This is a genomic window from Jiangella mangrovi (assembly GCF_014204975.1).
GTDB classification, from domain to species: domain Bacteria; phylum Actinomycetota; class Actinomycetes; order Jiangellales; family Jiangellaceae; genus Jiangella; species Jiangella mangrovi.
In genome coordinates this window covers 745,585-758,087 of the sequence record NZ_JACHMM010000001.1, presented here as the reverse complement: position 1 = coordinate 758,087, position 12,503 = coordinate 745,585, and the positions used below count along the sequence as shown (strand labels likewise).

Genomic DNA, 12,503 nt, shown 5'->3' with positions numbered 1-12,503 from the left:
TGAGCGTAGTGGAGCGGCGGCCCGCGCGCCCGTCAACGCGGGAAAGTGCTCAGCGGGTGATGCGCATGCGGACCAGATCGGTGCGCTGCAGGGACACGCCGTGCGCCACGGGCTGGCCGCGGCGCTCGAACGTGGTCTGGGTCGCCTGCAGCACGGGCGCGCCGTCGGTGAGGTCCAGAGCGCGGGCGTCGGGGCCGTGGACGCACACCGCCTCGAGCTCCGTCGAGGCGTGCACGGCCGAGCCCGGCGCGTGCTGGTTCAGCAGGTCGTACAGCGAGGTCTCGATGCGCAGCATGGGGCTGGGGTCGATGGGCCGGCCGAACAGCTGGGCGGGCACGACCTCGCTCATCAGTGCCGACGGCGAGCCGTCGACCGCGAACAGCCGGCGGATGTGCCAGGCCTTGGCGCCGCCCTCGAGCTGCAGCGCCAGGGCCGCGCCCGCCGGCGGCGTCACCAGGTCGCAGGACGCCTCGAGGAGAGTGACGGCCCGGCCGCCGGTGGCCACGCGGTCGCGGTAGGACTCGATGGTCGACATGTTCAGCGACGCCACCTTGGGCGGCGCGTTCACGAACGTCCCGGACCCCCACTGCCGGGTGACGATGTCCTCGGCGGCGAGGACCACCAGCGCCTCGCGCACCGTCGTCCGCGAGACGTCCAGCGCCTCGGCGAGGTCCTTCTCCGGCGGCAGCCGGTCGCCCGGCGAGAACTCGGACGCGATGAGGTGACGCAACCGCAACAGGGCGCTCTGCGCCGCGGAGTCCCGCCTCATGCTCGACTACCGCCCTTGTGCGAGGTCATCGCTCATCATCGCCGGACCGCCACACCGCCTCCAGCACCCGCAGCGTGTTGCCGCCGAGCACCTTCGCGATGTCCGCATCAGAATATCCGTGCCGGACCAGCCAGCCGGTGATGTTGTGGAAGCTTTCGCCCGGATTCTCCACCCCGTCGACGTACTCCACCAGAGGGTGCTCGAGCCGGCCCTCGTCCTTGTGGGCGTAGTTGCCGGCGTAGGTCCGGTGCACGGCGACGTGGTCACCGAACATGGTGTCCGGGCCGAACGTCACGTGGTCGACGCCGACCAGGTCGACGCAGTACTGGAAGTGGTCCATGAAGGACTCCAGCGAGTGGTGCGGGTGCGCCTCGGACAGCGTCGTGTGCGGCGCCGCCTCGATGCCGATGACCCCGCCGCGTTCGGCGCACGCCTTGATGACCTCGTCGGTCTTGAGCCGCGCGATGGGCCAGACGGCGCGGGCGCCGGCGTGGGTGATCATCACCGGGACCGACGACTCCTCGATGACCTCGAGGCCGGTGCGGTCGCCGCAGTGCGAGATGTCGATGGCCATGCCGAGCTTGTTCATCCGCTCGACCGCGCGGCGGCCGAAGTGGGTCAGGCCGGCGTCGGAGCGCTCGGACAGGCCGGAGCCGAGCATGTTGGCCTGCGAGTAGGCGATGCCCATCTGGCGCACGCCGAACCCGTAGAGCATGTCGATGCGGTCCAGCTCGTTCTCGATCATCGTCGCGCACTCGAGCCCGGCGATCAGCGCGATCCGCCCCGCGGCCTTCGCGTCGCGGATGTCCTGCACGGTGGTGGCGTGGACGACGAAGTCCTGCTTGGCGAGGTCGGCCAGCCGGAAGCCGAGGGCGTAGATCATGTCGTCCCACTTCCAGCCGTGCTGGCTGGTGACGCAGGACGCGCCGGCCATGAAGTTGTCGACGACGGCGGTCAGCCCGGAGTGGGCGAGGCCCTCGTACGCGGTGCGCTGCCGGCCGGTGCGATTGTAGCGGCGGATCTGCTCCGGGTCCTCCGGCAGCACGACGGCGTGCTCGTGCAGCGAGATGACGATGTTCTCCTCGAGCAGCCGGGCGACCCGAGCCCGCTCCTCCGGTCCCAGCCCGCCGTCGTACGCCGGGACGCGGCCGACCTCGGCCGCGAGCGCGAACTCCTGGTAGTCGGTGCCGGCCTTCAGGTAGGAGTAGGCGCGGTAGCCGTCGTATGCGGCGGCGGGGGACGTGTCGGTCACTGTGCTCCTCGTGGTCATGCGGTGGCGGGATCGGCCTGCACGGGCATCGGGTGGTGGCAGGCGAAGGCCTGCCGGTGCCGGTCGTCGGCGGCGAGCAGCGGCTCGACCGTCGCGCACTCCTCGGTCGCCTTCCAGCACCGGGTCCGGAACCGGCAGCCGGACGGCGGGTCGACGGGGCTCGGCGGGTCGCCCTCGAGCAGCCGCCGGGTCCGCCGGCCGCGCAGCTGGGGGTCCGGCACCGGCACCGCGGACAGCAGCGCCGACGTGTACGGGTGCCGCGGGCGGTCGTAGACGTCGCGGCGGGCGCCCAGCTCGGCCAGCTTGCCCAGGTACATCACGCCGACCCGGTCGGAGATGTGCCGGACCACCGACAGGTCGTGGGCGATGAACACGTAGGCCAGGCCGAGCTCGCGCTGCAGGCGCTGGAACAGGTTGACCACCTGCGCCTGGATGGACACGTCGAGTGCTGAGACCGGCTCGTCGCAGACCACCACGTCCGGCGCCAGGGCCAGGGCCCGGGCGATGCCGATGCGCTGGCGCTGCCCGCCGGAGAACTGGAACGGGTAGCGGTCGAGGTGGTCCGGGTCGAGGCCCACCAGCTCCATGAGCTCGCCGATCCGGGCGCTCTGCTGCCGGCGCGGCAGCAGGTCGCGGTGGATCTCGAACGGCTGACGCAGCAGCTCGCGCACGGTCCGGCGCGGGTTGAGCGACGTGTACGGGTCCTGCAGCACGATCTGCACGCGCCGGCGCAGCTCGCGGGCCCGGCGTCCGCGCGCGGTGTGCACGTCCTCGCCGCGGAACCGGACCACGCCGGAGGTCGGCGTCTCGAGGCCCACGATCATGCGGGCCAGGGTGGACTTGCCGCAGCCGGACTCGCCCACGATGCCGAGCGTCTCGCCGGGATGCAGCTGGAAGCTGACGCCGTCGACGGCACGGACGACCGGTGTGTGCCGCCCGGGCAGGACGGCGCGGCGTCCGGCGAAGTGCCGGGTCAGGTTCTCGACCGACAGCACGGGGTCAGACACGGCCATGGAGGACCTCCTCACGACGGTGGCACGCGCTGCCGCGGGCGACCGAGCTGCCCGACGCCCCGCCCGGCGAGGGTGACACCAGCTCGGGCCGCGACGTGCGGCACAGGTCGATAGCGACGTCGCAGCGCGGGGCGAACGCGCAGCCGGCCACCCGGCTGAGCACCGTGGGCGGCGAGCCCGGGATCGCCCACAGCGCCTCGTCCTCGCTGTCCACGCGGGGGATCGAGTGCAGCAGGCCCCTGGTGTACGGATGGGCGGGCCGGGCGAACACGTCATCGACGCGGCCGCGCTCCACGACCCGCCCGGCGTACATGACCGCCAGCGTGTCCGCGGTCTCGGCGACCACGCCGAGATCGTGGGTGATGAGGATCATCCCCATGCCGGACTCGGCCTGCAGGTCCAGCAGCAGGTCCATGATCTGGGCCTGGACCGTCACGTCGAGGGCGGTGGTCGGCTCGTCGGCGATGAGCACCGTCGGGTCGAGCGCGAGTGCCATGGCGATCATCGCGCGCTGGCGCATCCCGCCGGAGAACTGGTGCGGGTACTCCTTCGCCCGCCGCTGCGCCGCCGGGATCCGCACGCGCGCCATGAGGTCGACGGCGCGCGCTGCGGCCTCACGCCGGCGCAGGCCCCGCCGGGTGCGCAGCAGCTCGGCGATCTGCTCGCCCACGGAGAAGACCGGGTTGAGGGCCGAGAGCGCGTCCTGGAACACGATCGCGATGCGCTCGCCGCTGATGCGCCGCCGCTCCTCGGCCGACGTCTGCAGCAGGTCCGTGCCCTCGAACAACACCTGGCCGCCCGTGACCCGGCCGGGCGGGTCGATGAGCCCCATGACCGACCGGGCCGTCACCGACTTGCCAGACCCGGACTCGCCCAGCACGGCCAGCGTCCGGCCGGCGTGCACGTCGAGGCTGACGTCCTGCACCACGGGGCGCACCCCGTCGCGGGTGTCGAACTCCACGCTCAGGTCGCGCACGCTCAGCACCGGCTCAGTCATGGGGGTCCACCCCGGCGTCGCGGAGGAACTGGCGCACCGTCGCCTGGAACAGCTCTGGCTCCTCGAGCTGCGGCGAGTGGCCGGAGTGCTCGAACACGACGAGCCGGCCGTCGGCCACCCGTTCGGCGATCAGCTCCGACGCCGGGACCGGGGTGCGCCAGTCGTGCCGGCCGACGGTGACGAGGACCGGGCAGGCGATCTCGGGCAGCCGGCCGGTGAGGTCGTAGGCCGGCATGTTCACGCCGAACGCGGCGTTGTGGGTGGCGTAGTGGTACTGGGTGCTCGCCGCCTTCCGCTCGACCGCGGCGGGGTCGTAGTGGTGGTCGTAGAGCGGCAGGATCGCCCGCCAGTACCGCTCGAACTCGGTGTTGTCGGCGAAGTTCCCCGTGCCGATGCGCTCGATGGCCCACGGGTCGATCGGCACGACGTCGAAGCTGCGGGCCCGCTCGACGGCGAGGTGGTCGTGCGAGGTGTCCGCCGCGGTGTCGCGCAGCACCAGCGCCCGCACCCGCTCGGGATGGGCGAGTGTGTACTCCATGGCGAGGAAGCCGCCGTACGACCCGCCGGCCATCACGATGTCGCCGAGGCCCAGGCGGCCGCGGATCGCCTCGATGTCGGCGACCCACTGCTCGTGGCTGAACGGGCCGTCGTCGGACGACGAGCCGGAGCCGCGGGCGTCGAACGTCACGATCCGGTAGGCGTCGGCGAACGGGCCGAACGAGCGCAGCGGCTCCGCCCGCGAGCCCAGGCCGGGCGCGCCGTGGTGGACCACGATGGCCGGCGCGTCCTCGGGGCCGAGCTCCTCGATGACGATCCGCGCGCCGTTGATCGTCTCGGTGTGGGTGCGAGAGGTCGTCATGCCGCGATCACGTTCTCCTCGAGGGTGCGCGGATAGGTGGTGAGCCGCTCGGGGCCGTCGTCGGTCACCACCACGGTGTCGGAGATCCGGTATCCGCCGTGGCCGGGGACGTAGACGCCCGGCTCGCTGGACAGCACCATGCCGGGCGCCAGCGGCGTCGGGTCGCCGTCCTCGACCCACGGCGCCTCGTGGTTCTGCACGCCGATGCCGTGGCCCTGCCGGTGGCGCAGGTACTCGCCGAGCCCGGCGTCGCGGATGACCCCGAGGCACTCGGCGTTGACGTCGGCGCACGCGCGGCCCACGCGCATCGCCTCGGTGCCGACGTTCTGGGCGGTCCGGGCGACCTCGAAGTAGCGCCGCTGGTCCGCGCTCGGCTCGCCGATGACGAAGGTCCGCTCGCTCTCGACGAACCGGCTCAGGACCGCGGCGCCGAGCGACAGGATCAGCGTGTCGCCGCGCTGGACACGGCGGCTGCTGGGCAGGCCGTGCGGGTTGGCGGCGTTCGGGCCGGCATAGACCAGACCGCCGGCCAGCTTCGTCGTGAACACCACGCGGTCGTAGCGCTGGTAGACGAGGTCGGTGCCGTGGCCGATGACGTGCCGGGCGATCTCGCCCTCGCGCGGCAGCTCGCCGCCGGCTGCCAGCGCCTCCTCGATGTAGGCGCGTCCGGCCGCGAGCATGGAGTCGCAGATGTCCGCGGCCTGCCGGTGCAGCTCGATCTCCTCCGGCGCCTTGGTCAGCCGCAGCCCGGCGACCACGTCGGAGGTCGCCCAGGTCGCGTCCGGCAGCGCGGCGCGCAGCTTCGCGAACGTGCCGACCGAGACCGACGACGTGTACGCGATGCGGGCGGACCCCAGGCCGCGGCGGCGCAGCAGCGCGGCGAGGTGCTCCTCGGGGCTGGTGACGCCGGGGTACTCGAAGTAGGTCTGCACCGGGGCGTGGCTGCGCTGCTGCTCGGCGTACTCGCGGTCCAGCTCCGGCACCAGGAGGAACCGGTCGTGGTCGGCGCCGATCCAGAGGTACACCGGTCGCTCGGTGACGGCGTAGCAGAACCCCACGAGGTAGGCGACGTCGGCGGGATGGGTGACGAGGAGGCCGTCGTGGCCGCCGGCGCCGAGCCGCTCGACCACACGGTCCAGGGCGCCGAGGTAGAAGGAGTCGGGCAGGTGCACGGTGGCGTCACACTCCTCGGGTGCGCGGGTCGCGCGAGTCGTTGTAGCGGATGCCGGCGATGGTCGCGGCGAGCACGAGCAGCAGGATCGCCAGCGACGGGAAGAGCGTCTGCCACCAGGCCGACGCGATGGTCCCGGAGCGCTGGGCGTTGAGCAGGATGCGTCCCCACGACCACGACGACGGGTCGCCCATGCCGAGGAACGAGAGGCCGGCCTCGGCGATGACGGCCCGGGCCGCGGTGAGCAGCACGTTGACCACCACCAGCGGCATGACCGCCGGCAGGATCTCGCCGGAGATGATGCGCGTCGCGCCGGCGCCGAGGACCCGGGCGCCGTCGATGTACGGCATCGCGGCGACGACCATCCCGTTCGCCCGGATCATCCGAGTCACCTCGGGCCAGGACAGCAGCCCGATGACGGTGATGAGGGTGGCGACGCTGGGCCCGGCGAGCGCCGTCACGAGGATCATCAGCGGCAGCATCGGCAGCGACAGCATGACGTCGGTGGCCGTGGTGACCAGGGGGTCCAGCCGCTTCACGTACGCCGCGACCAGGCCCAGCATGGTGCCGATGAGGATCGCGATGAGCGACGCGACCACGCCCACCAGCAGGCTGATCCGGGCGCCCCAGACCACCTGGGCGAACACGTCCTGCCCGAGGTCGTCGGTGCCGAACCAGTGCGCCGACGACGGCGGCTGCAGGATGTCGGTGCCCAGCCCGCTGGGCGAGTCGACGACCATCGGTCCGAAGACCGCGACCAGCGCGAACAGGCCCAGTGTTCCGACCGACAGCCAGCCTGACGGCGCGGAGAAGAACCCGCCGCCCCGCCGCTTCCTGGGGGCGGCCAGCGCCGCTGCCTGCGGGTCGGCGGTGGGGAGCTGCGACTCGGTGCTCATGTGCGGATCCTCGGGTTGAGAGCCATCGAGAGCAGGTCGGTGAGCAGGTTCGCCAGCACGACCGTGACGGCCAGCACGACGAACGCGCCCTGCAGCACGGGGAAGTCGAGCTGCTGCACCGACTCGAAGATCAACCGGCCGACGCCCGGGTAGGCGAAGACGGTCTCGGTCAGCACCGCGCCGCCGATGAGCGTGCCCAGCTGCAGGCCCATGAGCATCAGCGCCGGCAGCACCGCGTTGCGCAGCGCGTGGCGCCACACGACCCGCCGCGGTGTGAGGCCCCGGGCCCTGGCACTGGTGATGTAGTCCTCGCCCAGCACCTCGGCCATGTTGGTGCGCAGGGTCAGGGCGTACGGCCCCAGCTGGACGAGGACGAGGGAGAACAGCGGCAGCGCCAGATGGTGCAGCAGCGAGGCGTAGGCGGCAAGCCCCCGGGTGTCCGGGTCGATGGCCTGCCCGATGGGGAACCAGCCGAGGTTGGACCCGAACACGACCAGCAGCAGGATCGCGACGCTCGGGATGAACAGCGCGTTCGACGTGATGCCGAAGAACTGCACGGCTCGGTCGACCGGGCCGCCCCGGCCGACCGCCGCGTACACGCCGAGCGGGATGCCGATCAGCAGGGTCAGCACGAACGCCGACCCGGCGAGCAGCAGGGTCCACGGCAGCCGTGACAGCAGCAGGTCGGTGACGGGGACCAGCTGCCGGAACGAGACGCCGAGGTTGCCCTGGACGAGCTGGCCCAGGTAGAGCAGGTACTGCTGGAGCAGCGGCTTGTCCAGGCCGTACTGGCTCCGCAGCGCGTCCTGCATCTCCGGGGTCATGTCGCCCTCGACCACCAGGAGGGTGGGATCCGCCGGCAGCAGCCGCAGCAGGAAGAACGTCACCGTCACGGCGATCCAGATCGTCAGGATCGCGCGGGACCCTCGACTCGCGGCGTACCTCAACACGGTGTGCTACCCACCCTCCGGGTGTGTGTGGACCTGGTGGTCACGGACGGTCCGGGCTCAGCCGGCCCGCTCGACCTGGGACAGCGAGTAGCCGGTGACCATGCCCAGCAGGTCCGACGGCGACGGGTCGAATCCGGTGAACCGGTCGCCGCGGTACGCGAACCGGAAGTTCTCCACGTACAGCGGGGTGAGCAGCGCCTGGTCGTGCACGTAGGCGTCGATGCCCTTGATCTTCTCGACGAACTGGTCCGGCTCGGCCGTGACCGCGGCGTCGTTCACCAGGGCGTCCAGCTCGGGGTCGGCCACCAGGTTGTAGTTGATGCCGCCCGGGTTGGTCGACAGGTAGGTGCTGCGCAGCTGGTCCATCGGGTTGTCGAAGACGCCCCACTGCGACAGGTCGATGTCGTACTCGCCGCCGCGGGTCCGGGCGAGGAACGTGTTCCGCTCGATGCAGGCGAGGTCGAGCTGGATGCCGGCCTCGGCGGCGTCGTCGCGGACCACCTCGGCCACCCGGGTGAGGTTGGCGTTGGACTGGTCGCAGACCACCTCGAAGGCGAGGTCGTCGAGCATGCCGTCACCGTCGGCGTCGGCGTAGCCCGCCTCCTCGAGCATGGTCCGTGCACCCGCCGGGTCGAACGGGTAGGGCTCGAGGTCGGTGTTGTCGTAGTCGGCGAAGGTCGGTGAGATCGGGCCGACCATCTGCTCGCCGTCGCCCTGCAGGATCGTCTCGATGATCGACTCGGTGTCGACCACCATCGACAGCGCCTGCCGGACCGTCTGGTCGGCCAGCACCGGGTTCTGCATGTTGTACGTGAGGTGGGCGAAGCCGAGCGAGCCCACCGTCTCGATGGCGATGTTCTCGTCGCCCTCCAGCGAGGCCACGGCGGACACCGGGACCGGCGTGCCCATGAGGTCGATGTCGCCGTTGCGCAGCGCGAGGATCATCGTGTTGACATCCGGGTAGACGACGTACTCGACGGTCTCGACGGCGGCGCCGCCCTCGGGGGCGTACGGGTAGTTCTCGTTCGCCTTCAGGGTGTAGCGCTGGCCCTTGGTGGCGGACTCGAGGATGTACGCGCCGGCGCCGACCCAGTCGGAGTCGTTGGCGAACTGCGAGAGGTCGCCGGCCTTGCTGAAGATGTGCTCCGGCACGACCCGCATCCAGAAGCCGAGGCCCTCGGCGAACGGGGCGTACGGCTCGCTCAGCGTGAACGCGACCGTCTGGTCGTCGCGCACCTCGATGCCGGTGACCCAGGTGAGCTTCGCCGCCACGTTGCCGAGCTGGTAGTCCATGATCGACTGGGCGGTGAACGCGACGTCCTTCGCCGTCACCGGCGTGCCGTCGGACCACTCGAAGTCGTCACGCAGGTGGAAGACGACGACGCTGCCGCCGTCCTCGGTGGTGTAGTCCTCGGCCAGCTCCGGGACCTTCTGCGCGTTCTCGTCGATGCGCAGCAGGCTGGGATAGGTCGCGTTGAGGATCCAGCTGTCGGTCTTCGAGAGCGACTGCAGCGGGTTGAAGTTCTCCATGTCCGTGGTCGTGCCGATGCGCAGCGTCGCGCCGCCGGCCTGCTCGCCCGAGTCGCCGGAGCCGGTCGACTCGCCGCCGCCCTCGTTGAGCGAGCAGCCCGTGACCGCGACCAGCGTCGCGATCGCGAGTGCCGCGCCGGCCTTCCGGATGCGTCCGATCTTCCCGTTCACCAGACCTCCTTGAGTACGCGCAGGATGTTCAGGCCGATGGCCTTGCTGATGTCCTCGTCGGACCAGCCGTTCTTGACCAGCCAGCCGACGATGTTGGTGAAGTTCTCCGCCGGGTTCTCCACGCCGGCGACGTACGGGACCCGCGGGTGCTCCACGTGGCCGTGCGCGCTGGCGATGGTGAGGTGACCGGTGAAGGAGTCGTGCAGCCCGACGTGGTCGCCGAAGTTGGTGTCCGGGCCGAACGCGACGTGGTCGATGCCGACCAGGTCGACGCAGTACTGGAAGTGGTCCATGACCGACTCCAGCGAGTGCTCCGGGTGCTCCGGCGACAGCGTGGTGTGCGGTGCGGCCTCGATGCCGATCACGCCGCCACGCTCGGCGCAGGCGACGATGACGTCGTCGGGCTTCATGCGGTTGGTGGGCCAGACCGTCCGGGCGCCGGCGTGGGTGATGAACACCGGCACGGACGACTTCTCGATGACGTCTCGGCTGGTGCGGTCCGACGAGTGCGAGATGTCGATCGCGATGCCGAGCTTGTTCATCCGCTCGACCGCCCGGCCGCCGAACGCCGTGAGCCCGCCGTCCCGCTCCTCGGCCAGTCCGGACCCGAGCTGGTTGGCCATGGAGTAGGCGATGCCCATCTGACGCACGCCGAGGCCGTAGAGGACGTCGAGGCGGTCCAGCTCGTTCTCGATCATCGTGGCGGCTTCGAGCCCGGCGACCATCGCGATGCGGCCCTCGGCCTTCGCCTTCTCGAGGTCGGCGACGGTGCGGGCGAGGACGACGTGGTCCTGCTGGGCGACGTCGGCGAAGCGCAGGCCGAGGTCGAAGACGACGTCGTTCCACTTCCAGCCGTGCTCCGACGTCACCGTGTTGGTGCCGTTCATGAAGTTGTCGAAGAACGCGGTCATGCCCGACCGGGCGATGCCCTCGAACCCGAACGCGTTGCGCCCGGTGCCGTTGTACTCCTTCAGCAGCGAGGGGTCCGTCGTCAGGATCTTCGGGTGCTCGTGCAGCGAGATCACGTGCTCGCGCCCCAGGATCTCCGTCACCCGCCGCGTCTGCTCCTCGTCCAGCCCGAGGTCGTACGCGGGCACGCGCCCGATCTCAGGGGCGAGGTCGAACACGCGGTAGTCGGTGTGCGGTTCGAGGTAGTCGAAGCTGCGGTAGCCCCGGTAGCGCGTGCCTGGTTCCTGCATCGGCATCTCCAAGTGGTCCAACCTCTTTTGGTCGGAACCATAACGAGAGGTTGGACCTCTTGTGTGCGGCGTTCGGAAATCGAGAGAAGATCGAATCACGGGTCTCGCCTGCGCTGCGGGCGGTGGCAACCCCTCTGAGCTGCTGCTTCGTCCGTTGACGCCGGGGGCTGGGCGCGGCTCGCGGCGACGAGGAATGTCGTGTGATCGTTACGAGAAGGAAATGCAGCATCCCGCATCATGGGAATTTCTGTGGCGAAATGTCCGCCTCGGCGCGCGGGGCCATGGCCCGGCCGGAGCTCCGTCCCCGCACCCGCGCGACCGGCCGCGTTGGTCCGGCCTTAACCCGGGTGTCCGGATCGGATACAAGATGCCATCTGCGTGGCGAAACCTGGATGAACGGTCTCTTTCGGGCATTGAGCCTGCTCGATCACCCTCCTCACACTGGCTCCCGGCAGGCACGAGACACCGGCTCCCGGAGGACATCAGATGGCGGACCCCACGCGGCGTACGACCCTGCCGTTACGAGGTCTGCTGGTCGCCGGCCTGGTGGCGCTGCTCGCCGCGCTGGCCTCCGTGCTCGCGGCGGCGCCGGCCGGCGCGCACGTCAAGACCACCACCGGCTACTCGGTGATCCGCTCCGACGGTGACCGCATCAGCTACGAGCTGCGGGTGGAGTACGACGTGCTCGCGCGCTCCACCGGCATGGGCCGCGCCGCAGAGGAGGCCTCGACCGACGAGGAGCGGCGCGAGGCGCTGCGCACCGGGAACCGGGCGGTGGCCGACTACGTGGACGACCGCGTCGTCATCTACCTCGACGACGTCGCCTGCGACGGCGAGCTGGAGCGCTCCGACGTCGAGTACCAGGACACCGTCACGTACGCCGTGCTGGACCTGGACTTCTCCTGCTTCGGCGAGAAGGACGGGTCGTACCGGGTGCACTACGCCATGTTCGCGCTGGACGAGGGCATCGTCGACGACCACGTGAACCTGGTCGACTACGAGCTGGGCGAGGCCAAGGGGCAGGCGGCCGTCGACAGCTACGTCACCGAGTTCGTCGCGGGGGAGCGGTCGTGGCTGTCGTCGTCGGCGCGCTTCGTCGAGCTGGGCTTCGAGCACTTCCTCAGCGGCCTGGACCACATCCTGTTCGTGGTCGCGCTGCTGCTCGGGGCGACCTCGGTGGCGTCGCTGGCCAGGTCCGTCGGGGTGTTCACCGCGGCGCACAGCCTGTCGCTCGCGCTGTCCGTCCTCGGCGTGGTGCACGTGCCCGCGCAGTACGTCCAGCCGCTGATCGCGCTCTCGGTCGCCTACGTCGCGATCGACAGCGTGCTGGCCGGCCGGGTCCGGCACCGGATGCTGGTCGTCTTCGCCTTCGGCCTGCTGCACGGGCTGGGCTTCGCCAGCGCGATGCGGTTCACCGACGAGCTGAGCTGGGGCCTGGTGGGGTCCCTGGCCGGCTTCAACCTGGGCATCGAGGCCGGCCAGCTGCTGCTGGTGCTGGTCGCGTTCCCGCTGCTCCTGGCGGCCCGCAGGCTGCCGTCGATCCGACGTCTCCCGCTGTCCACGGCAGTCCATCTCGGAGCCACCGGGGTCATCGCTCTGCTCGGCCTCGTGTGGTTCGCCCAGCGGGTCTCGCTCGTCGTGTGAGCGAGACCCGACCCACCCCTTGCCTGAGGAGGCA

Annotated in this window: 11 protein-coding genes; 1 reads left to right on the top strand and 10 read right to left on the bottom strand. The window is 70.9% G+C overall.

Features of this window, described 5'->3' with window-relative positions; translation table 11 throughout:
• Positions 1 to 49: 49 nt before the first annotated feature.
• The 10 genes from HD601_RS03455 to HD601_RS03410 are packed head-to-tail and all read right to left on the bottom strand — an operon-like array spanning position 50 to position 10,825.
• The gene (locus tag HD601_RS03455) at positions 50 to 769 is read right to left on the bottom strand and encodes a GntR family transcriptional regulator (RefSeq protein WP_184819360.1); all 720 of its coding nucleotides are present in this window, start codon (positions 767 to 769) and stop codon (positions 50 to 52) included.
• Positions 770 to 794: 25 nt separating this feature from the next.
• On the bottom strand, positions 795 to 2,021 hold the full coding sequence (locus HD601_RS03450) for a membrane dipeptidase (RefSeq protein ID WP_221440511.1): 1,227 nt from the start codon (positions 2,019 to 2,021) through the stop codon (positions 795 to 797).
• Between the two features lie 14 nt (positions 2,022 to 2,035).
• The gene (locus HD601_RS03445; RefSeq protein WP_184819356.1) at positions 2,036 to 3,052 is read right to left on the bottom strand and encodes an ABC transporter ATP-binding protein; all 1,017 of its coding nucleotides are present in this window, start codon (positions 3,050 to 3,052) and stop codon (positions 2,036 to 2,038) included.
• A complete protein-coding gene (locus HD601_RS03440; RefSeq protein ID WP_184819354.1) occupies positions 3,039 to 4,049 on the bottom strand; it encodes an ABC transporter ATP-binding protein in 1,011 nt (336 codons plus the stop codon). Before HD601_RS03440 ends, HD601_RS03445 begins: the two co-directional genes overlap by 14 nt.
• Positions 4,042 to 4,908 carry an alpha/beta fold hydrolase gene (locus tag HD601_RS03435; protein ID WP_184819351.1) on the bottom strand — a complete coding sequence of 289 codons (867 nt, stop codon included), beginning with the start codon at positions 4,906 to 4,908 and terminating at the stop codon, positions 4,042 to 4,044. Before HD601_RS03435 ends, HD601_RS03440 begins: the two co-directional genes overlap by 8 nt.
• Positions 4,905 to 6,080, bottom strand: coding sequence for a M24 family metallopeptidase (locus HD601_RS03430; RefSeq protein ID WP_184819350.1), 1,176 nt, complete (start codon positions 6,078 to 6,080; stop codon positions 4,905 to 4,907). The genes HD601_RS03435 and HD601_RS03430 overlap by 4 nt, the downstream gene beginning before the upstream one ends.
• Positions 6,081 to 6,087: 7 nt before the next feature.
• Complete coding sequence (locus HD601_RS03425; protein WP_184819348.1) at positions 6,088 to 6,975, bottom strand: ABC transporter permease; 888 nt, start codon at positions 6,973 to 6,975, stop codon at positions 6,088 to 6,090.
• Positions 6,972 to 7,925, bottom strand: coding sequence for an ABC transporter permease subunit (locus HD601_RS03420; protein WP_184819346.1), 954 nt, complete (start codon positions 7,923 to 7,925; stop codon positions 6,972 to 6,974). Before HD601_RS03420 ends, HD601_RS03425 begins: the two co-directional genes overlap by 4 nt.
• Before the next feature lie 57 nt (positions 7,926 to 7,982).
• Positions 7,983 to 9,626 carry an ABC transporter substrate-binding protein gene (locus HD601_RS03415; protein WP_184819344.1) on the bottom strand — a complete coding sequence of 548 codons (1,644 nt, stop codon included), beginning with the start codon at positions 9,624 to 9,626 and terminating at the stop codon, positions 7,983 to 7,985.
• Positions 9,623 to 10,825, bottom strand: coding sequence for a dipeptidase (locus HD601_RS03410; protein ID WP_184819342.1), 1,203 nt, complete (start codon positions 10,823 to 10,825; stop codon positions 9,623 to 9,625). Before HD601_RS03410 ends, HD601_RS03415 begins: the two co-directional genes overlap by 4 nt.
• 486 nt (positions 10,826 to 11,311) lie before the next feature.
• Here HD601_RS03410 and HD601_RS03405 point away from each other — a divergent pair, with 486 nt between their 5' ends.
• Positions 11,312 to 12,469 (top strand): HupE/UreJ family protein, encoded by a 1,158-nt coding sequence (locus HD601_RS03405; RefSeq protein ID WP_184819340.1) that lies wholly within the window; start codon positions 11,312 to 11,314, stop codon positions 12,467 to 12,469.
• Positions 12,470 to 12,503 lie beyond the last annotated feature (34 nt).